Here is a 23,513-nt window from a genome sequence, read left to right as displayed (position 1 = left end):
GTTTTGACGCGTTTTCTTCACGCGAACCGGAATCCACTTCGCTCGAAAACACTATAGAAATAGAGGAGTTCATCATGCGCCTGCCGATCATCCCGCCCGCGGAATTGAGTGCTGAGCAGAAGCCGCTTTATGAGGACATGAAGCAGGGCATCGCCGCCAGCTTCCAGGGGTTCGTCAACATTCGAAACGACGGCGCCCTGCTCGGCCCGTGGAATCCCTGGATCCACGAACCGAAATTCGGCAAGCCGGTCTGGGAACTGGTGAAAGCGATCGCCTCGAAACCGTCGCTTCCCGCTCCGGTGCGCGAGGTCGCGATCCTTGTCACCGGTTCGCATTTCCGGTCGGCCTACGAACTCTATGCGCATGTGATCGTCGCCGAAAGCCGCGGCCTGTCGGACGACAAGCTGGCGACGATCGTCGCGGGCCAGCGCCCGGTCGACCTCACCCGGCCGGAAGCCGTGGCTTTCGATTTCGCCTTCGCGCTGGTCAATGGCGGCGTGCTGCCCGAACTCACCTACCGCGCAGCAGTGCAGGAATTCGGCGAGCATGGCGCGGCCGAGCTCTCCACCCTCGTGGCGGTCTACTGCCTGGTCTCGGTGACGCTGAACACGTTCGACGTGCCGGTGCCCGATTGAGGAGACCTCGCTGCATGTCTCAAGGGTGTCTTAAGACAGCCACCCTCACGGCAGCAACGCGTCCGGCAAGTGATCGAACGGATAGACCTGCGGCCGGTTGCGGCGGACGAAGCCGCCGACCTGCCAGGCAAACAATGCGGCGAAACCGGCCAGAAACAACAGGCCCGCGAATTCGCCGGTCATGGCCGCACGCACGAAAAGTCCCGCCATCGCCAGCGCCACCAGCGCCAGCAAGGCAACGGCCGCCGTGTAGACCCTCACCGTGAGGCCGCCGGAGAGAACGGCGCGGCTTCCAGCCTGCGCCATCCGCCGGTGCAGCTCCACGATGAAGGCGCGATAGTCGCGGTCCTGCGGCGCCATCAAGACCGCGGTCTGCCAGCTGGTCGACAGCAGCACGAGGCGTCCACGGCCGACGCCGGTAATGTCGGCGCGAAACCGCCGCGCCTGCATTGACACCGGACGATAGGACAGGCGGATGGCGGAAATGGCGTCGTAAGGCCAGACTCCGGATCGCCCGCCGATCCGCCAGGCCAGGCCTTCATCGGTCAGATCGAACCGATGCGCCGCGCCGATCAGCGACGCCTTGTAGGCGTAACCGGTGGCAGGCGGGCTCGGCGCCGCTATGATCCCGGCTTCTATTGTGGCCTCGTCTCTTGTGACCTGGTCTTGCAGTGGCTTGGTCCCGCTGGCGCCGGCTTGCATGGCCGGCGCGCTTTATCCTACAAGCACGGCATGGCCGAAACGATTTATTTTCCGCGCCACCTGATCCTGGCCGCAGCCGTGATTTCGGGCGTGCTGTTTGCGCTCGCCGTACACATGCTCGGCGCATGGTTTGGTCTTGACCTCGGCGGCCTGTGGCGATCGGATACACAGGAAATCATGCCCGCGGGCGCCGCGATCGCATGGTGGCTGATCGCAACCGTCGGCTTCTGCGGCGGCTATTTCACGGCATCGCTGCTGCACAGCGCAGCGTCGGGACAAATTCCGCACCGGATGCGGCAGTTCCTGATCGCGGTCGGCGTGCTCCTGCTGGCGGGCGCGGGTCAGGCGGCTTCCGCGCCAAGCCCCATCCCCTGGATCTCCGGCGTGCTGGCGGGACTTGCCGCATTATGTCTTGGCGCGGTGATGGCGTTTTGCGGCGCGAACTTCGCGCTGCGCAAGGCGTAGCAGCCCCTGCTTCGCTTTGGCTGATGCTTCCTGGCTGATACTTCGGTCACGATCGAAGCGGTGTAGCCATCCCGGCACCATCAGGTGCGCGGCGGCGGGCGCTTCGGCATCTGCACATCCCACGCCAGGCCCAACAGCACCAGCCCGCGCAGCAGCAAAAAGGTCAGGTCGATCTCCCACCAGCGGTGCTGGTTGGAGGCGGAACTGGGATCGGCATGGTGATTATTGTGCCAGCCCTCGCCGCTGGTGAGAATGGCAACCCAGGCGTTGTTGCGGCTGTTGTCGCCGGTTTCGTAATTGCGGTAGCCGAACAGGTGCGGAAAGGAATTTCCGCACCAGGTGACATGCCACACCAGAACGGTGCGGACGACCACGCCCCAGAGCCAGACGCTGGCGCCGAATTGCAGCGCCCGGCCGAGCGTTTCCCCCAGGCACAGGCCGGCGAGAAAACCCACGATGAAATACGCCGCCGACTGGGCCAGCGCGATCCACACGATGCCGCGCTCGAGCCGGCGATAGAACTTGTCGCGCAGGATGTCGCGCGCATAGCGGTCGTAGGCCACCGAGCGGTTCAAATCCCGGTTCTCGACGAACAGCCAGCCGATATAGCTCCAGAACAGGCTGACCAGAGGACTGTGGGGATCGGGCTGATCGTCGGCGCGATGATGATGCAGGCGATGCGTGGCGACCCATCGGGCCGGCGTGTCCTCGACGCAGCAGACCGCGATCACGGCAAAGCTGTGTTCGAGCCATAGCGGGCAACTGAAGCTGCGGTGGCTGAGCAGCCGGTGGTAGCAAAGGTTGATCCCGGCAGCGCCGAAGACGTAAACCCCGATCACGGCAAGCGCGACGCCGGTCTTGCTGAAGAACCAGGGATCGAACGCCAACAATGCGAGGAGATGATAGCTTCCGACCGCGAACGCATAGCGCCAGTTGACCCGCTTGGGGATCGTCGCGGCAGGACATGACAGGGACCGGGCTTGAAAAGCCGCGAGGTGCGTGCCGACGCGGCTAACCTGATCCATCAACCGCGCACCTCCGCACCGCAATATAATATGCAGCGGACTTGTACATGATTTCAGCCCGGCGCACCGATGAATCTTGCCGCACCGGACAAATTAATTGTTTCAGATCCTTTCCTGCCGCATTCCGCCGCAAGACAAACCGCCGGGAACAATCTGCCAAAGGACAAACCGCCAAAGCCGGGCCACCATGACAAAACGTCGCGCAGGGGCTTCCTGCGCGACGTTTTGTCTCAATGAATATTTATCTCAGCCCGATGACGGGATCAGCTTGCGGCCCGCAGGTTGACCTTGCCTTCCGCCAGCGTGGTGAGCTTCCTGTCGGTCGCCTTTTCTTCATCGAGCGTCTTTTGCAGGACACCGGCGGCATCGTTGCGGCCAAACTGCCTCGCCCAGGCAATCAGACTGCCATAGCGGGCGATTTCGTAATGTTCCGCGGCCTGTGCGGCGTTGATCAGCGCCGCATCCAACACCTTCTTGTCCTCGACCTCGCCGGCCGTGTCGTTGGCTTCCTTGATGATGCCGTCGATGGCCGGACAGTCCACCGACTTCACCTCCGCCCCCACCATCCCGAACACCTGCTCGAGGCGCTGCACATGGGTTCTGGTTTCGTCGAGATGGGTCAGAAAGCCCTGTTTTAGCTGCGGTTCGGTAGCCTTCTCGGCCATTTTCGGCAATGCTTTCACAAGCTGCTTCTCGGCGTAGTAAATGTCCTGCAGCTGATGCACGAACAGATCATTCATGGTTTTGATGTCTTTGGAAAAGAGACCCATTGCACGGCTCCTTGGTTGATGGAACGCGGGCGGCGTGGACCGATCTTTCGGGACCGCCGGCATGTCCGGTTGCTGATCGGAGCCAACCGGCTTGCGGCCTGGATGTTCCTGACCGGACGTTCTTGGTGCTCTCGAAACGCCGTGATGGAACAAAGGATTATCGCAACAAGTGGAACGTCTGTCCGAGCTCGCTGAGGCGGAATTTCAAGACTCGAATCTGGCGGGGACAGGACATATGTAAGGCATATGACAGCTTGCCCCGCCGGAGACCGAAGCTCTTGTTGTCAAGGGCTGCACACGGGCTCCTTTTTGCCCTATGGGTCTTCACATCGGAGCGATTTGGCCGCCATGCGGCGCCATCGCCTTGAAAAGACTTTCACTTGCTGCCGCCCTGCCGGGAGGATGAATGCATCGACTGCTGACCGCGCTGGGGCGCGGTTTCAAGGAACGGATCGGCTGGAAACGGCTCGGAATCGCCGCGAGCCTCCTCATCATCGCGCTTGCGATCACGACGCTGGTTCGCACCCTCAAGGGCGTCGATGCCGCCGTGATCCTGACCGCGCTCGCCGACACCAAGCCTCATTACGTGACGCTCGCCGCGCTCTGCGTGGTCGGGGCGTTTTGCACGCTGACCTTCTATGATTTCTTTGCGCTGCGGACCATCGGCAAGAACCAGGTGCCCTATCGCATCGCGGCGATGTCGGCCTTCACCAGCTACACGATCGGCCACAATATCGGGGCTACCGTATTCACCGGCGGCGCCATTCGTTTCCGGATCTATTCGGATTTCGGGCTGAGCGCGATCGATGTCGCCAAGATCTGCTTTCTCTCCGGACTGACGTTCTGGCTCGGCAATCTGCTCGTGCTCGGCTTCGGCCTGACATGGCACCCGTCGGCCGCCGGCGCCATGGACCTGTTGCCGCCGGCGGTCAATCGCCTGATCGCGCTCGGCTGCCTCGCCGGCATTGCGGCCTATTTCGTCTGGCTGGTGCTGGGCAAGGAGCGCCGCGAACTCGGCCAGAACGGCTGGAAGGTGGTGCTGCCATCGGCGAAGCTGACGCTGCTGCAGATGCTGATCGGCGTGGTCGATCTCGGCTTCTGCGCGCTGGCGATGTATCTGTTGATGCCGCAGCAGCCGCATATCGACTTCATCTCGCTGGCGGTGGTGTTCATCCTGGCGACGCTGCTCGGTTTCGCCAGTCACGCGCCGGGCAGCCTCGGCGTGTTCGACGCCGCGATGCTGGTGGCATTGCCCGAATTCGGCCGCGAGCAATTGGTCGCCACGCTGGTGGTGTTTCGCATCCTGTATTTCGTCATTCCCTTCGGCATCGCGATCTCGATCATGGGCACCCGCGAGCTGTGGCTCAATGTGGTGAAGCCCTGGCAGGAACGCCGCCGGCTGAATGAAGGCTTTACCGGTTCCAGGACCGTGCGCCGGCCGGAGCCGGTTGCGCCCCCTGCCGGCGCCGCACCCCAGCCGGTCAAGCGCCTGAAGTCGCAAGGCTGAGGCGTCGTGAATTTAGGTTGAAAGTGGCTGGCATCGGACGTTCACGTTATCCCCGCCGGGGCGAGCTGAACGGAGCACGGCCAAATCGATGCAACCCAAACTCATCCTGCCAGCCGTGGTCTTTCGCGATAAGCGGAAGCCGCGTCCCTTCTGGCCGCTCGCGGCCGTCCCCGAAAACGCTGACCGCTCTTATTTCCGCCCTACCCGTAACGTCAAACACGCCATGATCCGAATTCATCTCCGCTCGATCATCCTGTACGCGTTGCTGGTGGCCGCGTTGGGCACGCTACCCGCCGAATGGGCAGCCGCGCAGGGCGCGGACGCACCGATGCAGATCTCGTGGGAAGTCCGCAACCGCTTCCGCCTGTTCCGTGAAGAACGCGATTTCCTGCTGCATACTGACAGCGACCGCGCCGGCAGCATCCTCGCCTCGGAACAGGCCCTGGAGCTGCAGAGCGACGGCCGCGGCTGGGCCCGCAACGCCGTCAATCGCCTGTGTATCGACACGACCGGCCATATCAGCGAGCCCTGCACACGCGACAACGTCAAGGAAAGCTACCTGACGCCGATCGATCATCCCATCACCGTTCGCGTCGCCGGACAGGTTCCGGTCGGCGCGATCTGCGCCTGGTCGTTCGACGTCGGCGACGGTCCGCCGCAGCAATCGACGCTCGATTGCGCCGAACAGATCAATCTCCGCGTCGCCTACGGCCGCGCCACCAACGTCACCGTTGATGTCAGCAGCGGATCGGACGCGCCGCAGCGCCTGACCACTGCGATCGAGGTGCGCGACATCTTCATCGCCGGGCTTGGCGACAGCGTCGCTTCCGGTGAAGGCAATCCGGACCGGCCGGTCGCGCTCGCCGACGAGGGCTTCTGCTTCCGCTCCTATCTGGGGTCGGCGAGCGCCCAATATTACCGTCCGAGCCGCGCCGGCTATAAGGGAGGGCGCGCCTGCGAAGCGCCGGACCTCCTACAAGTCTGGCAACGCCAGAGCGCGCTCTGGTTCAACTCGCCCTGCCATCGCTCGCTGTACAGCTACCAGACACGCACCGCACTGGCGCTTGCCGTGCGATATCCGCATGTCGCCGTGACCTATCTGCCGCTGGCCTGCACCGGCGCCACCATTTCCGACGGGTTGTTCGGCTCGCAGCGCGCTCGCGAATGCCCGCCGGCGAAGTCCGGCGCGAGCTGCCGCGGCACGGTAAACGCGCAACTTCCGGAATTGCGCGCGGCGATCTCCGCCGCGCATCGCCCGCTCGACCTGGTGCTGCTGTCGATCGGCGCCAATGACATCAATTTTTCCGGTCTGGTCGCCGATACGATCGTCGATGCGCCGACCGAGCGCGAGCTGTTTACGCGCGTCGGCGTGATCGGCTCGGTCGACGATTCGCGCATCGAGCTGCAGCGCGACCTGCCGCGAGGCTTCGCCCGGCTTCGAGAGGCGCTGAAGCCGATGGTCGGCGACCTCTCGCATGTCGTCTATGTATCCTATGCCAATCCGGCGCTCGCCGACGGCGCGCCCTGCCCCGGCGGACCCGCGGGCTTCGATATCCATCCGTCGTTCAATGTCGACCCGGCGCGCCTCGCCCATGTGTCCGGCTTCGTGCAGAACGAATTCCTGCCGGCACTGAAGGCGCTGGCGCTGTGCCAGTCGGGCATCCTGTGCCGCAATCCCGCCGGCGATCGCATGACGTTCGTCGACGCCCATCAGCCGGTCTTCGCCAATCACGGATTCTGCGCGCGCGCCGAGAGCGATCCGGAATTCGACCGGGCGTGCTTCTCGGACAAGGGCAACAGCTTCGTCTCCGACATCGTCGCGGCGGCGAGCCAGCCGCTGGTCTGCGGCCGTAGCGCGGGCGAATACCGCACCTATCTTCCCCGCGCGCGCTGGATCCGCGACGCCAATGACAGCTACTTCGCCGCGATGACGTACCCGCAAGGCCTGCCGTCGGCGCTGCAACCTTCCGATATCCACGACGCGACATGGGGCGTACTGTCGGCGGTCTATGGCGGCGCGGTGCATCCCAGCGCCGAGGGTCACGCCGCCATGGCGGACGCGGCATTGCCGGCGGTGACTTCGGTGCTTCGCCTCGATGCCGCGCCGCCGCCCGAGGTGACATCGGAGCCGGCGTCGCCGATGTCGGCCGCGCCCGTTCCGGCTTCACCCGTGGTCGGAACGCCTAACGCGCAATAAACGAAATCCGCGCCGGCAGCGCACGCCGGCGCGGACGTGCGTTTGTTGCTTAATGTTTCTTTGCTTAGTGTTTCTTGGCGGCCACCGGCGCCGGCGCTGGCGGCTTCATGGCCACAGCCTGGGTCGGGAAATATTTGGCAACAATATTGGGATCGAGCTGCGCCATCGCCGTGTCCGGCAGCCGGTACCAGACCTCGTTCTTGCCGAGCAGCGATATGCCCCAATAGCCGCGCATGGTGAGTTCCTGACCGTCGGCGCTGACGCTCATCTTGGCATGATAGATCTTGCCGTCGCGCGGATCGAGCACGTTGCCGTCCTCATACTTCAATCCGTCGCGCTTCATGTCGCGGATGAACGAGATTCCGAGCACCGGCGCATTCTTGCGGTCGTCGGTGCATTTCGAGCAGATATCGTTGGGATCATCCGGAAAGGTCCTGGCGATCACGCCTTCATAGATGCCGTCATGATGATCCACGACGAGAACCCACACCACCGGCTTGCCGTCCTCGACCTTCTGCCATAGCCCCGCGGCGGATGGCTCCTCGGCCTTTGCCGGAACGACAAAGGCCAGCGCCACCGCGAAAACGGCGGCGCCCGAAAATACCAATCGAAGTCTGGATAAAGCAGTCATCTTCGTTCACCCGGCCAATGCATCACGTGACGTAATGGCCACAGACTAAGGCCATTTCGCGGACGATTCCACTATTGACTTATTACATCACGTTGCGCGGCCCACCGCCTGCGTCACAGGCCCGTCGCAACGACAAATCTTCGCCACGTAATCGCCGCAACCGCTAACGGCGGTCCGCCGTCAGTTAACTCCGAGCTTCTTCTGCAAGTTCGACGAGGATGTCGTGTACTGAAACACCAGCCGCTTGTCCGGATAGACGTAACGGTGCGCCTTCTGCGCCATCAGCGCGCCTTCATGGAATCCGGACAGGATCAGCTTCAGCTTGCCGGGATAGGTGTTGATATCGCCGATCGCGAAAATGCCGGGCACGCTGGTTTCGAACGACGCGGTCTCGACCGGCACCAGGTTGTTCTCAAGCGCGATGCCCCAGTTCGCGACCGGCCCGAGCTTCATGGTGAGTCCGAAGAACGGCAGCAGGGTATCGCAGCTGACTTTCGTTGTCGCGTTGTCGTTGCCTTTGACATGCGCGGCGCTCAGCCGGCCGGCCTCGCCTTCAAGACCCGTCACCTGGCCGATCTTCAAATCCATTTTTCCGGCGGCCACCAGCGCGCGCATCTGCTCGACGCTATGCGGCGCGGCGCGGAAATCGTCGCGCCGGTGCAGCAGCGTCACGCGCCTGGCGATGGGATGCAGGTTGAGCGTCCAGTCCAGCGCGGAATCGCCGCCGCCGACGATCAGGATCTCCTTGTCGCGGAACTGGTCCATCTTGCGCACGGCGTAAAACACCGACGTGCCTTCATAGGCCTCGATACCCGGCACCGGCGGCCGCTTCGGCTGGAATGAGCCGCCGCCGGCGGAGACCACCACCACCTTGCATTCGAATATCTTGCCGGCATCGGTGGTGACGCGAAAGGCGGGATCGCCGATCTTCTCGATCGTCTCCACCATTTCGTTGAGGTGGAAGGTCGGATTGAACGGCTTGATCTGCTCCATCAGCGCGTCGGTCAGGCCCTGACCCGTGACCAGGGGAATGCCGGGAATGTCGTAGATCGGCTTTTCCGGATAGAGCTCCGCGCATTGACCGCCGATCTTGTCGAGGATGTCGACAAGATGCACTTTCATGTCGAGCAGGCCCAGTTCGAAAACGGCAAACAGTCCGCAAGGGCCCGCGCCAATCATCAGCACATCGGTCTTGATCGCTTCGCTCATGTCAGCTTCTTTCCGGTTGGACCTCGCCGGCAACACCAAATGACGCCGGCAAATATCCTGGGAAAATATCCTTGGGAGTTATCCTTCGGCGTATTTCGGAATTTCGCTTGTCTAGCTCAAGACAACGGCGTGAGGAAAGCCATAAATCGGTGGCCTGCGATGCCGGCAAGCCCTTGCCGGCGTTCGCGAACTCGGCTTCAAGAATTGCAAACCCGGAGACCGTCCCGTGAATTCAGAAGCCCGCCCCAATATGGCCCCCCGGCTCGAGGATTTTCCCTATCGGCTGACCGACAATGTACGCTTCGGCGATCTCGACCCCAATCAGCACGTCAATAACGCGGTTTATGCGACCTATTTCGAAACCGGCCGCGTGACGCTGATGAAGGACCGCAGCTACGGCCTGACGCCGCCGGAGCTGGCCTGGGTCATGGTGCGCCTCGACATGCATTTCCGCGCCGAACTGCGCTGGCCGGGCACGATCGAACTGGGACTCGGGGTGGCAAAGTTCGGCCGGACCTCCGTGACATTCGACCAGGTGGTGTTCTCGGAAGGGAAATGCGTCGCATCGGCGCAGGCCGCGACCGTGCTGATCGACGCGAAGACGCGGAAGCCGACGCCGCTGACGCCGGAGATCATCCGCAATTTCCAGCCCTGGCTGCGCCGCGGGATCGACGTCGCGCAGCCCGCGCTTTAAAGCGTTCAGGCCTTTTATAAGGGCTCGTTATTATGAAGGCTTAGGCCTGCCGCTCCGGCGTCGTCACCACCAGACCGTCGAGTTCGCCGGTCACCTTGATCTGGCAGGACAGCCGCGAGTTCGGCCGCACATCGAAGCCGAAATCCAGCATATCCTCTTCCATCGGCGACGGCGCGCCGACCTTTTCGCGCCAGGCTTCATCGACGTAAACATGGCAGGTCGCGCAGGCGCAGGCCCCGCCGCATTCCGCTTCGATCCCCGGGATCGCGTTGCGGATCGCCGCTTCCATCACGGTCGCACCGTTTTCGGCTTCAATGGTGCGGGACGCACCGGAATGGTCGACAAAGGTGATCTTGGCCATGATTGCTCGTAGCTAGCGAGGATAAGATAAGGGATGGGTAACCTGCTTCAGGATGACCTGTCCTATAACGGGTCGGTCCGGCCTAGACCAGCGGATATGGAGAAAACCTGCGAGGGTCCCCTTTGACCGACGGGCGGCCGGAATCAGGACCGGCGCAGCAGCGCGTCGATCGCCGCCCGCGCCTCGGCGACGGCGTCCTCCAGTTCGGCAAGCGCTCCGGACCAATCGGAGCCTTTGCGCAGCACGATTTCGAGGGATTCGGCGGCATCGGCCACGCGGCAGGCGCCGATGGCGCGCGCCGACCCCTTCAGCGTATGCGCCAATGCGGTCGCTTCGGAAGGCATCGCAGCAAGGCTGGTGATCAGGCTGACGGACTGGGCCGAGAACATGGCCAATACTTCGCGTTCGAGGTTCGGGTCACCCAACGTCATCCGTTGCAGATGTCCGATATCGATCGGGCCGTCATCCGGCACCAGCGGCGGCGATGGCATCCATTCAATCCGTTCAAGATGAAGCGGCATGGCGATAACCCGGTTCCCCTGCCGACCGGTTTGGGCAGCAGGGCGTTTTCACCAGCCAACCACGGAAATGGTTAACAGAACGTTGCGTGTACCTGCCGCAAGTTTGCCCTCTTTTTGACGGAAAATCGTCATCTTCGGACGAAAGCGATCGGAAATTTTGTGGACTTTTAATATCTTACAGCACACGGCTGTTAACGATGATTAAGATTGTATTAATCGCAGCCATTTCATTCGCACCGGTCAACCAATAGGATGTTGGAGAATGTGGCAAACAAGCCGACTGACGGCTACGCCTGCGTTTCGCGGGGCGTGAGCGGCTGCGCGAGCTTGAACGGCGGAGCGAGCTTGCGAAAGCAGTGCGGTATCAGCCGGATGCGTAAAGAATACAACGAGGGCTAGACTGAACATGGCGAACAATCCCAAAAAGGTCAAAGACCCTACCGAAGTCGCGCTTTCTGCCATCCAGGAAGCCCTGAACATCGACTCGCCTGCCGCCGACCGAGATCCGGCCCGCGACAATACCAGCAACAATTCGGATTCGTCCGCGTTCGGTATCCCCGCGTTCGACGCCAGGCCGGGTAGCGACCGGGCGATGTTCGAGCCGATCGGAGAACCGCGCCCCGCCCATCGCGCCGCCAATGACGACCGCGAGACCATCGGCCAGATTCTGCAAGCCATCCAGAAGGGACACCCGGCCCGCGGCGTCTACGCGATGGCTACGCTGTTTGCCGCGGTCTGGGGCGTCGGAGCTGCGGTGCTGATCATCGGCTTCCTCCCCTCGCTGAGGGCCGTGGTCGGTCAGGGCGGAGGCGGCGTGCTGGCGCTGGCCGGCCTTGCCGCGCTGTTCGTGGCGCCGATCCTGCTGATCTATTTCCTGGCGAGCATTTCCTGGCGCGGCCAGGAGTTGCGGATGATCGCGCAGTCGATGGCGCAGGTCGCGATCCGCTTTTCGGAGCCCGAGGGCGCGGCCAGCGATTCCATGGTGACGGTCGGCCAGGCGATCCGCCGCGAAGTCGCGGCGATGGGCGACGGCGTCGAACGCGCCATCGCGCGCGCCGGCGAACTCGAGACCCTGGTCGCCAACGAGGTCGCGGCGCTGGAGCGCGCCTATAGCGACAATGAAGTGCGGATCCGCGCGCTGTTGCAGGACATCGCCCACCAGCGCGACAATCTCGTCGGACAGGCCGAACAGGTTCGCAGCGCCATTTCCGGCGTGCAGATCGACCTTCGCCACGACATCGCGCTGATCTCGGACGCCATCGCCTCCCGCGTCGACGAAGTCGCCAAGAGCATCACCGGCGCGCTGGAAGAACGCGGTGCCCACATCACCAGCGCGCTCAGCAACGCCGGCGACAACATGATCCTGGCGCTCGGCGAGCGCGGCGGCGACCTGCTCGACCGCCTCGAGGAAGCCAGTTCCGAAACCACGCGCGCGGTGCTCGACGCCAGCGAGCGGCTGACCACCAGCCTCAATTTCAAGACTGGGCACGTCCATGACGAGTTCGTCGATCTCGCAGACCGCGTCCACGACATATTGAACGAACGGATCGACCGCATCATCGGCGAATTCGAACAGCGTTCTTCCAATATCGTCGACGGCATTTCCGACCGCACCGAGCAGGTCCACGACTCCCTGAAGAATTCCGGCGACTCCCTGCTGCTCGAACTCGAATTGCGCAGCGGCGATCTCGTCGGCAAGATCGACGAGGCGGGCAACCGTCTCGCGAGCCACATCCTCACCAGCGGCGACAAGGCCAGCAGCGCGCTCGACGCCACCGTGAATTCGCTGGTGGCGAAGGTCGTCGGCCAGACCGCAACCGTCCACGACACGCTTGCGCTGCGGATCAACGCCTTCGACGAACTGGTGAAGAACCAGGGTGGCGACCTTGCGGAGAGATTCGCACGCGACAGCGGCACGCTTGGCGCGCTGATCACCCGCCACATCTCCGAATTCGACCGCACCGTCCGAACCTTCGGCGGCGAGATCGTCGAGCGCATGGGCCAGCGCACGCAGGATATCGCGGACAGCTTGAAGACCTATGTCGACACCTTCGACAACCGCCTGGCCCAGAACGGCGGCGAGATCACCGCCTCGCTCGACCAGCGCCTGATCCAGTTCGAGACCACGCTCGGAACCAGCGTGGCCCACCTCGACGCCTCGCTCGACACCCGGATCAACGCGTTCGACGAATCCATCGACGGCCGCCTCAAATCGCTCGAACAGACCTTCGACACCCGCGCCAGATCGGTGACCGAGACCATCGACCACCATCTGGGCACGCTGACGTCGTCACTCACCGACGGCGCGACCCAGGCGATCCAGTCGATCGACGTCCGGCTCACCCGGCTCACCACCTCGCTGACGGACGGCACCGCGCAGGCGGTGGAAGCCGTCGACCGCCGCATCTCCAACGTCATGGACACCATCGACAGCCGCAGCGCCGTCCTGAGCGACACCATCACGGCGCGGTTCCAGGAAGTCCATCAGGGCATCGAAAGCAAGGTCGGCGCGGTCGCCAACGACATCGACATGCGCGTCGCACAGTTCGAGGATCTTCTCGGCTCGCGGGTCGAGGCCGCCGCCGGCCGCGTCGAGAGCAGCGGACGGCTGGCCAGCGAGGGCCTGATGGCGCGCGCCGAGGAATTGTCCTCCGGCATCAAGGCGCATGTCGAGGACGCCGAGCGCTCGCTGACCAACCTCGTGGTCAATACCAGCGAAACTATCCAGACCGGCGCGCGCGCGGCCCAGCAGTCGCTGCTGTCGGTCTCCTCCGATGTCGGCGCACAATTGAAGCTGACGTCGTCGGAAGTCGAAGCCGCCCTCGCCGCCGTCGGCATCGGCGCCGCGAGTTCGATCCTGGGCAGCGCCCGCGACGCTCACGCCACCTTGATAGCCACGTCCACGGATACGACAGGGCAGATCAAATCGCTGGCCGCCGACGTCGAGCGCACGCTCTCCGCCGCGGGTACCTCCACGGCCGGTACGGTCGTCGCCGGCGCGCGCGAAGCGCAGGGCATCCTGGTGACGGCATCGGCAGACGCGGCCAGCCAGGTCAAGTCGCTGGCGGCCGATATACAGCGTTCGCTGTCGATCGCCGGCACCTCGACCGCCGAGTCGATCACGGCGGGCGCGCGCGAAGCGCAAAGCACGCTGGTCAACGCCTCGTCGGAGGCCGCCACCCATGTCAGGTCGCTGGCGGCCGACGTGGAACGCACATTGACAGCGGTCGGCACCGATACCGCCGCCTCGATCCTGAACAGCGCGCGGGAGGCGCAGAATTCGCTGATTGCGAGTTCGTCCGACGCCGCCAGCCAGATCAAAGTGATCTCGGTCGATATCGAACGCTCGCTCGGCACGATCGCCGCCAGCACCACCGACAACATCCAGACCGTGGCGCTCACCGCGCAAAGCGTGCTCGCGGCCGCCTCGAACGAGATCAGCTCGAAGATCAAGTCGACGTCGGCGGATATCGAGCGTTCGGTGCTCGCCGCCAGCGGCACTTTCGGCTCCAGCATGACCGGCAAAACCGACGAGATCGTCAGCTACGTCCAGCAGCAGACCGAACGGCTCGGCCAGATCATCGACGGCAGGCGCGGCACACTGGTCGAGGCCCTCGCCAACAGGACCAGTCAGCTCACGGCCGATATCGACCGCGTTACCTCGGAAGCGCTGAAGTCGATCGAAACCCGCGGACAGGCGTTCTCGCAATCGATGATGACCAACGGATCCGAGGTCGCGCGGACGATCACCTCGGCCGGCGAGTTCGCCACCGGCGCGGTCAGCAAGTCGATCAAGGACCTCGAGCAGTCGTCGCGGGCGGCCATCGACCAGTCGCGCCAAGTATCGATCGCGGCGGTAACCGAGATGCAGGAAACCAGCAAGATCCTGCGCACCGACACGGTCGCGCTGTTCGAGCGGCTGCGCGAAGGCAATATCCTGCTGCAGGAAGTGCTGACCGGCGCGCACGACAACCTCAACTCGCTCGAGCGCGCGCTCGTCACCCGCGTCGCCGATTTCGTGACCGCCATGAACGACGTGACCTCGCGCAACGGCGTTGCGACGCAGGAGCTGGAAGACCAGTTGAACGTCTTCAACACCAAGACCTCGGGCGTGCTGGAAAACCTCGGCTCGCTGTCCAGCCAGTTCGATACGCATGGCCGGGCTCTGGTCGATGCGGCGGCGGCGGTCGAGCAAAGCAACAACAGCACCATCGCTTCCGTCGCCGAGCGCCAGGCGACGCTGGAATCGCTGGTCGCCACCATCGATCTGCGGACCGCCGATCTCGATGAGCGGCTGTCGCGGTTCACGGGCCTGCTGGACGAATCGCTTGCAGCCGCGGAAGAGCGCGCGCGCGATATCGCGCGCGTGGTGGCGGAAACCGCGGGCGCGGGCTCCGCGGCGATCACCCAGCAGTTCGAGGCGGTCCGCCAGGCCGCCGAGGAGGAACGCCGGCTGACCGCCGACACCATGAGCCAGCTCTATCATCAGGGCACGCAGGAAGCCGACGCGATGTTCAAGCAGTCGGCCGACAAGTTCGCCAGCGTCGTCGCCAGCATGAAGCAGATGGCCTCCGAGATGCAGCGCGAACTGGAAGCCACCCGCACCGAGTTGCGCCGTGGCGTGCTGGAAATGCCGCAGGAAGCGGCCGAGAGCACTTCGCAGATGCGCAAGGTCATCGTCGACCAGATCGAGGCGCTGGCCGAGCTCAACCGGATCGTGGCCCGCCACGGCCGCGGCCTGGACGTGGTCAGCGGCAGCAGCGGCGGCCGTTCAACCCCGCAACGGGAGGAAGAGCCCTTGCTGGCAACCGTCGGCGGCCGCAACGAGGCCCCGGCGGCGCGTTCGGCCCCGGCACCAACCCCACCCCCGCCTCGCGCGCGCGACAACAACACCAGCGCGTCGACCCTGCCGCCGCCCGATCTCGGCCTGACCGGCCCCCGCCGCACCGAAGCGCCGCCGGTCAGTCCCGCCAGTTCGGACCAAGCCAATGATGGATGGCTCACCGGACTCCTGAACCGCGCCGATGGCGGCGGCAACCTGGAGATTCCGCGCGGCCGTTCGCAGCAACCGGCGGCCGGCAACGGCAATCCGCTGGAATCCCTGACGCACGACATTGCGCGGCTGATCGACCGCAACCTCGCAGCCGAAATGTGGGATCGCTATCAGCGCGGTGAGAGCAAGGCCTTCACCAAGCGGCTCTACACGCCGGCCGGCCAGAAAGCGTTCGACGAAGTCGCCCGCAAATATCGCAGCGACCGCAGCTTCAAGCAGACCGTCGACCGCTACATCACCGAGTTCGAGCGCCTGCTCGACGAGGTGGCGCGCGACGACCGCGGACCGCAGGTGCTGCGCGGCCACCTCACCTCCGAGACCGGGCTGGTCTACACCCTGCTCGCGCATGCCGCGGGGCGGCTGGGGTAAGGCGGCGAACAGCGAGCAGCGAATGGAAACGGAGGCAGCAATGCCTCCGTTTTTGTTTCGACGATCGCAGCAGCTCGTAGGGTAGGTGGAGCGCAGCGATACCCATCACCTCGGCGCATCATCATGATCATGCGACATCACCGCATGATCAATTATCATCGAACTTCATTGTACCGGGGCGGCCTCTTTCCAGCGAACGATCACGCGGCCAAGTGATGGGTTTCGCAGGGGCTCAACCATCCCACGGGCTCTGCCTTTTGTTGATCGCCATAAACAACGCGTGGGATCTCGCGGGTTTGGCTAGCTCACCCCGTCCGAAAACAGAGACGTCGGGTTGCGGCTGACAGCAACGACATTCAGACGACCAGATAGGCGCTGAAGCCGGGATCCAGAAAAACACGAGTACCAACCTTGTGGGCCGTATCGAGAAAGCTCGAATATCGCCCTCTCCAGGCGTTTCCGCTGTCGCCGTAATCCTATTCGAGCGTTTTCAAATAGGACAGCAGGTCATGAATCTAATCAGGATCGAGCTGGAACGCCGGCATCGTCGGATGACCGGTGTCAATGCCTTCGGCCAAGGCCTCGGCTAGATCCTGCACGGGATAGCGCAGGTGCAGGGTTCGGAACGGCGGTGCGACCTTAAGTGGACTTTGAGTTACCCGATCGATGGAATGGCATTGCGCGCAATTGTTCAGCGCAAATGTCTTGCCGCGCTGTTCCGAAGGCGATGCGGCCATCGCCGGACTGACGATCATGAGAATCGCGAAACTCATCTGGTGCAGATGAACCTTCATCAGCGAATCCTCAATTCACCTATGTCCTTAGTTTCCGTAGCCGAACCGTAACCTTGGGATATTGACCTGCATCAAGCGAACTTTGGCTCAACCGCTGAAATCAACGGCCGCTACTTGTAATGCTGCCGCGAGATGGCGGTGACAAGAAGGGCCGATCGCTATTGCGCTTGGCGACTCTACGGTCGCTTTCGCACGGTCGCCGTCGACGCCGGAGCGGCCGGTGGCGGCGGCGACGCAGCACTGGCGTTGGACGGGCCGAAGATCAGGCGCGTCGGGTTGCGGTCGAGATTGTTCACGGCGCGGCTGATGTCGCCGAGCGTCTTGCGGCCGTCGATCATCAGCGCGCCCGAGCGCTTGTCGAAATCCTCGGCCAGTTCGCGGATCGATTTCACGGTCAGGAACAATTCGCCGCCGTCCTTGCCGCCGGCCAGCGTATCGAGGCCGAGCATGAGGTCGTCCGCCTTCCCCATCACGCCGTCGACCTTCAGCATCAGGCCGTCGAGTTTTTCCGAATTGCGCGCCAGCGCGTCGGTGAAGGTCTGGAGGTTATGCAGCGAGTTCTTGACCGATTCCTGGTTGTCCGCGACCACCCGGTTGATGTTCTGCAACGTGCCGCGGATCGCCTCGGTGACGTCCTGCAGCGAGTTCGGATCGGCGGTCAGCACCGGCACGCCGTCCTCGTCCACGGGAACCGGCGGCGCGGCTTCCTCCCCGCCCTTCAGCGAAATCGCGGCGACACCGGTCAGGCCCTGGAATTCGAGGCCGACCTTGGTGTCCTTGCGGATCGGGGCGTTGTTCTCGATCATGGCGAGTGCGACGACGCGACGCGGGTTATCGAGTTTGACCGAGACCACCTCGCCCACCCTGATACCATTGAAGTTCACACTGCCGCCATTGCGCAGGCCCGAGGCCGGGCCTTCGAAGATGACGCGCAGCGGCGCGCGCGTCTTGGTGGTGTGCAGGCTCTGAAACCACAGCACGAAGCCGACCGCTGCGGCGATCACCGCCAGCGTGAAGGTTCCGATCAGGACGTAGTTCGCCCGCGTTTCCATCAAATCGGCTCCGGCATTGAATGTTAGCTCATGACCGCGCGGGCGCGCTTGCCGTGGAAATAGGCCCGCAACCAGGGATGCTCGGAGGCCTGCATGTCGGCCATCGATCCTGCGGCAATGATCTTACCGTTCCCTAAAACGGCAATGCGGTCGCAAGCGGTATAAAGACTGTCCAGATCGTGGGTTACCATGAAAACCGTCAGCCCCAAAGTACGCTGCAGGGTCCGCACCAGCTCGTCGAAATCGCCGGCGCCGATCGGATCGAGGCCGGAGGTCGGCTCATCGAGGAACACCAGTTCCGGATCGAGCGCGAGCGCGCGGGCCAGCGCCACGCGCTTGATCATGCCGCCAGAAAGTTCCGACGGGTAACGATCGGCGACCTCGGGACGCAGCCCCACCATGCCGAGCTTGGCGACCACGATCTCGTCGAGCAGCCGCTGCGAGAGGTGCAGATATTCGCGCACCGGGAACTGGATGTTTTGCCGTACGGTCAGCGAGGAAAACAACGCGCCCTGCTGAAACAGGATGCCCCAGCGCCGCTCGACGCCGCGCCGCGCCCTCGCGTCGGCGCGGTCGAGATCGATCCCGAACACCTCGATCTGCCCGGCGACCTTGGGCACCAGGCCGATGATGGTGCGCGTCAGCACCGATTTACCCGCCCCCGACGGCCCGACAAAGCCCAGGATCTCGCCGCGCTTGACGTCGAGATTAAGCCCGTCGAGCACCCGCGTGGCGCCGAACTGCACGGTGATGTCGCGCACCCGGATGATGGCGTCGGAGATGTCAGGCGCCATCGTCACATCCCGATCGAGGCGAAGAAGATCGCAAATACGCCGTCCATGACGATCACGAAGAAGATCCCCTTCACGACCGAGGACGTGGTGTGCTGGCCGAGCGATTCCGCGCTGCCCTCGACCGCCAGCCCCTCGACGCAGGCGACAATGCCGATCACCGCCGCCATGACGGGCGCCTTGACCATGCCGACGATGAAATGATCGATCGAGATCGCATCGCGCAGGCGCAGCAGGAACGCCTCGGGCTCGACCCCGCCGTAAAGCCAAGCCACCAGCCCGCCGCCGTACAGCGCCGCCATCGCCCCCAGGAACGCCAGGATCGGCAGCGCGATGATCAGCGCCAGCAGCCTTGGGAGAACCAGAACCTCGATCGGGTCGAATCCCATGGTGCGCAGCGCGTCGATCTCCTCGCGCATCTTCATGGAGCCGAGTTCGGCGGTATAAGCGCTGCCGGAGCGGCCCGCCACCATGATCGCCACCAGCAGCACGCCGATCTCGCGCAGCACCAACACGCCGAGCATGTCGACCACGAAGATGTCGGCGCCGAAGCGGCGGAAGTGAAAGAGGCCCTGCTGGGAAATGATGCAGCCGATCAGGAAGGTGATGAGGCCGACGATCGGCACCGCCCGCCAGGCGACCTGTTCGAGATGATGCACCGTCGAGGCGAAGCGGAAGGTGGTCGGGCGGATGATGACCCTGCCGGCGGCGGCGAGCACGGCGCCCAGCATGTCGACCAGTTGCACGATCGTGGCGCCGAAGCCGGCCACGCTGCGCCCGATCTGGTCCAGCATCCCCGTGATCGTCAGCGGCGGCGAGACGTCGGCCGGCGCCGCCTTCACCCGTCGCACCTCGTCGACCAGGCTGGCATAATTCGCCGAAAGCCCCGCGATCTTCGCCTCGGCATCGCCGACCGTCAGGCTGCGGCGAAGCCGCTCGATCAGCCACGCCCCGAAAGTGTCGAGCCGGGAGACCTGCGACGCATCGATGAAGATGTCGGGGCGGCTGCCTTTCAGCTTTTCAGCGTCGGCCACGATGCGCTCCAGCACCGCCGCGAAGGGCGCAGTCCACGACCCGGCGGCGCGCAGCGCAAGGCCATCGCCCTGCGCCACCCGCTCCAATGTCGGGTCGCCGCTCACGCGGCCCGCTCCTGCGCCAATTCCCTGCCGTTCATGAAAAAGAAGGTTCCCACTGCGCCGCCTTGTCGAAACGGCCCCCAACCAGCCATACTTGGTTCCCCAAGCCTCGCCGGACAAGCTTAAGGGATAGAGATTTGCCAGATCTTAAAATGACTTCCAGCCGGATCATAAAGCTCTCTGTCCGCATCGAGCGCTGGCCGATCGCAGGCGCCTTCACCATCAGCCGCGGCGCCAAGACAGAAGCCGCGACGGTTGTGGCGGAAGTAAGCTCGGGCGGCCTGACCGGGCGCGGCGAATGCGTTCCCTACCCGCGTTATGGCGAGACGCCAGAGGCCACGCTGGCCATTCTGAAGCCAATGCGGGATCTGCTGCGGCGCGGCCTCGACCGGCAGGCCCTGCAAGACGCGATGCCCGCCGGCGCCGCCCGCAACGCGCTGGATTGCGCGCTATGGGACCTGGAAGCCAAAAGCAAGGGACAGCGGGTCTGGGACCTGATCGGACGTCCCGCGCCGCGGCCCTGCACCACCGCCTATACGATTTCGCTGGGAACGCCGGAGGCGATGGCGGCGGCAACCGCCAAGGCCGCGCATCGGCCGCTGCTCAAGATCAAGCTCGGCGGCGACGGCGATGGCGAGCGGATCGCGGCGGTGCGCAAGGCCGCGCCCGAATCCGAACTGATCGTCGACGCCAACGAGGCATGGACGGCCGACAACCTTGAGCAGAACCTCGCGGCCTGCGCCGCGGCCGGCGTCACCCTAGTCGAGCAGCCGCTTCCGGCCGGCAAGGACGAGGCGCTGGCGCGCATCAGGCGGCCGCTGGCGGTCTGCGCCGACGAAAGCGTTCACGACCGCGCCTCGCTCGCGGGGCTGCGCGAGCGCTACGACGCCGTCAACATCAAGCTCGACAAGACCGGCGGCCTGACCGAGGCTCTGGCGATGGCGGATGCCGCCGGCGCGCTCGGCTTCGAGTTGATGATCGGCTGCATGGTCGCGACCTCGCTGGCGATGGCGCCGGCCATGCTGCTGGCCCAACAGGCGCGCTATGTCGATCTCGACGGCCCCTTGCTGCTGGCGCGCGACCGCGAGAATGGGCTGCGCTACGACGGCAGCTTGGTCTATCCGCCGGAGGCCGCGCTCTGGGGCTGAAGCCTGTGCCGCGCCAGCCACATCACGAGCGCGCCCGAGAACGCCATCGCGGCCATCAGGTCATAGACGCCCTGCCCGTGGCGCGCATAGACCACGCCCGACAGGACCGAGGCGCCGCAATAGACCATGCCGCTGCAAGCGGCGAGATAGCCTTGGCCGCGCGCCATCACATGGCCGGGAACGCGATGGACCAGAAGGCTCATGGTGCCGACCTGAGTCAACCCGAAGCTCAGCCCGTGCGCTAATTGGATCAGCGCGAGAAGCGCGAGCGGCGGCTCTTGCGCGGTCAGCGTCCAGCGCACGACCGCGCTGAGCGCGCCGATCACCACCAGGATCGCCGGCGGCAGCGTAAATCGCGGCGACAGCGCGAACACCACGATTTCGGCGATTACGCCGAGCGCCCACAACCCCGCAATGGTCACGCCGCCAAGACCGGCGGCCTGCCAGGTGATGGAGCCGAAGGCGTAATAGGCGGCGTGGCTGCCCTGAATCAGCGCCGAGGCCAGGATGATCGCGAAAAAGCCGGGATCGCACAGCAGCGCGCCTGCCGGGTGAAGCCCTGCCGGCGCGGCCTTCGGGCGATCGAGCGGCTGCAAGCCAAGCCCGATGACCGCGCCAAGGCTCGCCATGCCGGCGATGGCCCAGATCAGGTGCCGCGCCGCGATGATATCGACCAGCACGCCGCAGGCCAGCGCGCCCAGGATGAAGGCCACCGAACCCCACAGCCGCAATGGGCCGTAATCGAGGCCATAGCGCGCGACGCCGCGCAGGGCATAGGCGTCCGTCAGCGGCACCATCGGCGTCCAGACGCAGGCGGTGGCCGCGAACAGCAGGAACACCGGCAGCGGCAGATGCTGGGTTCCGACGGCCCCAAACCCGACCGCGGTCGCAAATGCCGCGGCGATCATCGCACCGCGCACCGCCCGCCGCCGCTCCGCAAGGCCGGTGATGAAGGGCAGCACCGTAAAGCGCGTGACCGACGGCACCGCAGCAATCGTCCCGATCCAGGATGGATCGATCCCGACCGCCTTCAGCCATACCGGAAAGAACGGCAGGTAAGTTCCGCCGAGGCCGAAGGTCGTGCCGTAAAACAGGCTGAGCCAGGTTGCGAATCGCCGACGCTTGTCGTGCGGTGAGATGGGGATTGGTGCCTGGCCAGTCATCAATTCAATTGCGATTCGCTTGAGATCGTGGTGATCGTTAACGTATCGCGCGATGATTTGCGCGGAAGAGTTTGACATGGCCAACGATGCATTCGCCCTATCGCCGATCTCCGCCCGCGCCGCCCAGCCGAGCGACGAAGACTATGAGGCGATCAGCGAAGCCTTCATGGAGACGTCGCGGGGCCGCTGGTTTCTCGGCGAATATGCCAAACGCAACCGCAACGCCGACACCGGCATGGTGCTCGATGCGGTGGTGCGGATCGAACAGTCTCTCGCCGCGCAAAAACAACAAGGCGCCGACAGCAAGCTCGCGGATGCCTTGTCGGCGATCAGGGCCGCGCTCGACGGGGCGCGGGCGGCCGCTTCGGCCTCGTTCGACAGCTTCGCACTGGAGCAAAACCTGGCGCCGGTGCGCAAGGGCGCGCGGGTGATCAAGGAAATCTCCTGGCGCTGGCGCGAAATCGGCGCCGATAGCCGGATCTGCGACCTGATCGATTCACAAATCGCCGCCATCGAGGCAAGCTGCCTATATCTGTCTTCCATCGAGCCCAAGGCGGCGCTGAATGCGGCGTTCGATCTGGTCGATCGGCGGCTGACGGCGTTTGATGGGCGCACCGGCGCACCGCCCGAAGCGGCCAAGCACGGGAAAGCGACCGCGGAGGCTGCACCACCGCCTTCCTCAGCCCCATCGCCGGTCGCCACGGGCGAAGCGAGTGCCGAGGCCGAAGCGTCCGTTGCAGCGGCCGAGACCGTTTCCGGAACGCCCCTCGAAACCGCTGAAATCGGTGAAAGCGCCGTTGCAGCCACTGACTCAGCAGCCGCTGCCGAGCCGGTCACCGAGAGCGTTGAGGTATCGGCCGAGGCGGCAGACGCCGATGACGAGGCGTTGCTCGACATGATCGCCCTGGAAATGTCCGTGGTCGATGCTTCGGACGATGAGGAAGAACAATCCGCGGAGACGCCGGCTGCGTATCCCTCGCCTGCCGATCACTCGCCTACCATGTCGGAAGTGATCGCATACGCGGCTGAATTGCCGACGATACAGGAGATGACGGCGGCCATGGAGCCATCGCCGCCGCCGCTACAGCCGGCTCTGGAGCCTGTTGGCGAACGCACTCCCGAATTCCAGGTCCAGGCGGCTGCTCACCCTTCGCCCGAACCTTCTCTCGGCGCGGCGCTCGTCGCCAGCGGAATCGTGCGCAAGCCGATTTCGGCCACCGACCCTCTGGCGCCGCTCCGGCGCATGAGCCAGGCCGAAAAGATCGCCCTCTTTTCTTGATCAGAATCCCG

The 23,513-nt window shown here is 64.4% G+C and carries 21 protein-coding genes; 9 read left to right on the top strand and 12 right to left on the bottom strand.

From position 1 onward, the window contains the following. The first annotated feature begins 74 nt into the window (after positions 1 to 74). Entirely contained in the window at positions 75 to 635 is a 561-nt protein-coding gene (locus HB630_RS03880) for a carboxymuconolactone decarboxylase family protein (RefSeq protein WP_213770161.1), read from the top strand. Between the two features lie 45 nt (positions 636 to 680). Here the strand turns inward: HB630_RS03880 and HB630_RS03875 are convergent, their stop codons facing one another. Next, positions 681 to 1,337: a hypothetical protein gene (locus HB630_RS03875; protein WP_249780624.1), complete on the bottom strand. Its 657-nt coding sequence runs from the start codon at positions 1,335 to 1,337 to the stop codon at positions 681 to 683. A gap of 30 nt (positions 1,338 to 1,367) precedes the next feature. On the opposite strand from HB630_RS03875, the gene HB630_RS03870 reads away from it, so the two are divergent. After that, positions 1,368 to 1,802: a hypothetical protein gene (locus HB630_RS03870; protein ID WP_213770160.1), complete on the top strand. Its 435-nt coding sequence runs from the start codon at positions 1,368 to 1,370 to the stop codon at positions 1,800 to 1,802. Positions 1,803 to 1,882: 80 nt separating this feature from the next. Here HB630_RS03870 and HB630_RS03865 read toward each other — a convergent pair whose 3' ends face one another. Next, on the bottom strand, positions 1,883 to 2,827 hold the full coding sequence (locus tag HB630_RS03865) for a fatty acid desaturase (RefSeq protein ID WP_213770159.1): 945 nt from the start codon (positions 2,825 to 2,827) through the stop codon (positions 1,883 to 1,885). A 69-nt stretch (positions 2,828 to 2,896) separates the two neighbouring features. Between HB630_RS03865 and HB630_RS03860 the strand changes: the two genes are divergently transcribed. Beyond that, entirely contained in the window at positions 2,897 to 3,064 is a 168-nt protein-coding gene (locus HB630_RS03860) for a hypothetical protein (protein ID WP_213770157.1), read from the top strand. A gap of 26 nt (positions 3,065 to 3,090) precedes the next feature. On the opposite strand, the gene HB630_RS03855 is transcribed toward HB630_RS03860, so the two are convergent. Continuing rightward, on the bottom strand, positions 3,091 to 3,597 hold the full coding sequence (locus tag HB630_RS03855) for a ferritin-like domain-containing protein (RefSeq protein WP_213770734.1): 507 nt from the start codon (positions 3,595 to 3,597) through the stop codon (positions 3,091 to 3,093). A 406-nt stretch (positions 3,598 to 4,003) separates the two neighbouring features. Between HB630_RS03855 and HB630_RS03850 the strand changes: the two genes are divergently transcribed. Both HB630_RS03850 and HB630_RS03845 read left to right on the top strand, forming a co-directional pair. Next, positions 4,004 to 5,104, top strand: coding sequence for a YbhN family protein (locus HB630_RS03850; protein ID WP_213770156.1), 1,101 nt, complete (start codon positions 4,004 to 4,006; stop codon positions 5,102 to 5,104). 223 nt (positions 5,105 to 5,327) lie between these two features. Beyond that, the gene (locus tag HB630_RS03845) at positions 5,328 to 7,301 is read left to right on the top strand and encodes a hypothetical protein (protein WP_213770155.1); all 1,974 of its coding nucleotides are present in this window, start codon (positions 5,328 to 5,330) and stop codon (positions 7,299 to 7,301) included. A gap of 64 nt (positions 7,302 to 7,365) precedes the next feature. Here the strand turns inward: HB630_RS03845 and HB630_RS03840 are convergent, their stop codons facing one another. Both HB630_RS03840 and HB630_RS03835 read right to left on the bottom strand, forming a co-directional pair. Then, positions 7,366 to 7,932: a DUF2147 domain-containing protein gene (locus HB630_RS03840; RefSeq protein ID WP_213770154.1), complete on the bottom strand. Its 567-nt coding sequence runs from the start codon at positions 7,930 to 7,932 to the stop codon at positions 7,366 to 7,368. Positions 7,933 to 8,112: 180 nt separating this feature from the next. After that, on the bottom strand, positions 8,113 to 9,141 hold the full coding sequence (locus HB630_RS03835) for an NAD(P)/FAD-dependent oxidoreductase (protein ID WP_213770153.1): 1,029 nt from the start codon (positions 9,139 to 9,141) through the stop codon (positions 8,113 to 8,115). A gap of 226 nt (positions 9,142 to 9,367) precedes the next feature. On the opposite strand from HB630_RS03835, the gene HB630_RS03830 reads away from it, so the two are divergent. Next, entirely contained in the window at positions 9,368 to 9,835 is a 468-nt protein-coding gene (locus tag HB630_RS03830; RefSeq protein WP_213770152.1) for a thioesterase family protein, read from the top strand. A gap of 40 nt (positions 9,836 to 9,875) precedes the next feature. On the opposite strand, the gene HB630_RS03825 is transcribed toward HB630_RS03830, so the two are convergent. Next, complete coding sequence (locus HB630_RS03825) at positions 9,876 to 10,196, bottom strand: 2Fe-2S iron-sulfur cluster-binding protein (protein WP_213770151.1); 321 nt, start codon at positions 10,194 to 10,196, stop codon at positions 9,876 to 9,878. Between the two features lie 143 nt (positions 10,197 to 10,339). Further along, positions 10,340 to 10,717: an Hpt domain-containing protein gene (locus HB630_RS03820; protein WP_213770149.1), complete on the bottom strand. Its 378-nt coding sequence runs from the start codon at positions 10,715 to 10,717 to the stop codon at positions 10,340 to 10,342. 406 nt (positions 10,718 to 11,123) lie between these two features. Between HB630_RS03820 and HB630_RS03815 the strand changes: the two genes are divergently transcribed. Then, positions 11,124 to 16,139 (top strand): hypothetical protein, encoded by a 5,016-nt coding sequence (locus tag HB630_RS03815; protein ID WP_213770148.1) that lies wholly within the window; start codon positions 11,124 to 11,126, stop codon positions 16,137 to 16,139. A gap of 515 nt (positions 16,140 to 16,654) precedes the next feature. Here the strand turns inward: HB630_RS03815 and HB630_RS03810 are convergent. The 4 genes from HB630_RS03810 to HB630_RS03795 all read right to left on the bottom strand — a co-directional run bounded on the left by HB630_RS03810 (position 16,655) and on the right by HB630_RS03795 (position 19,915). Beyond that, positions 16,655 to 16,912, bottom strand: a complete 258-nt coding sequence (locus HB630_RS03810) for a c-type cytochrome (RefSeq protein ID WP_249780684.1) — start codon at positions 16,910 to 16,912, stop codon at positions 16,655 to 16,657. Between the two features lie 197 nt (positions 16,913 to 17,109). After that, positions 17,110 to 17,985: an MlaD family protein gene (locus tag HB630_RS03805; RefSeq protein ID WP_213770144.1), complete on the bottom strand. Its 876-nt coding sequence runs from the start codon at positions 17,983 to 17,985 to the stop codon at positions 17,110 to 17,112. 23 nt (positions 17,986 to 18,008) lie between these two features. Then, positions 18,009 to 18,779, bottom strand: coding sequence for an ABC transporter ATP-binding protein (locus HB630_RS03800; RefSeq protein ID WP_213770142.1), 771 nt, complete (start codon positions 18,777 to 18,779; stop codon positions 18,009 to 18,011). Between the two features lie 2 nt (positions 18,780 to 18,781). After that, the gene (locus HB630_RS03795; protein WP_213770140.1) at positions 18,782 to 19,915 is read right to left on the bottom strand and encodes an MlaE family lipid ABC transporter permease subunit; all 1,134 of its coding nucleotides are present in this window, start codon (positions 19,913 to 19,915) and stop codon (positions 18,782 to 18,784) included. A gap of 149 nt (positions 19,916 to 20,064) precedes the next feature. Between HB630_RS03795 and dgcA the strand changes: the two genes are divergently transcribed. Next, a complete protein-coding gene (dgcA, locus tag HB630_RS03790) occupies positions 20,065 to 21,060 on the top strand; it encodes an N-acetyl-D-Glu racemase DgcA (RefSeq protein WP_213770139.1) in 996 nt (331 codons plus the stop codon). Here the strand turns inward: dgcA and HB630_RS03785 are convergent. Continuing rightward, positions 21,030 to 22,223 carry an MFS transporter gene (locus HB630_RS03785; protein WP_213770138.1) on the bottom strand — a complete coding sequence of 398 codons (1,194 nt, stop codon included), beginning with the start codon at positions 22,221 to 22,223 and terminating at the stop codon, positions 21,030 to 21,032. The genes dgcA and HB630_RS03785 overlap by 31 nt on opposite strands. Positions 22,224 to 22,299: 76 nt before the next feature. Here HB630_RS03785 and HB630_RS03780 point away from each other — a divergent pair, with 76 nt between their 5' ends. Continuing rightward, a complete protein-coding gene (locus HB630_RS03780) occupies positions 22,300 to 23,502 on the top strand; it encodes a hypothetical protein (protein WP_213770137.1) in 1,203 nt (400 codons plus the stop codon). The last annotated feature ends 11 nt before the right edge of the window (positions 23,503 to 23,513 follow it).

This window comes from Bradyrhizobium sp. dw_78 (genome assembly GCF_018449525.1).
Classification (GTDB): domain Bacteria; phylum Pseudomonadota; class Alphaproteobacteria; order Rhizobiales; family Xanthobacteraceae; genus Bradyrhizobium.
This window is presented reverse-complemented; position numbering and strand designations above follow the sequence as displayed.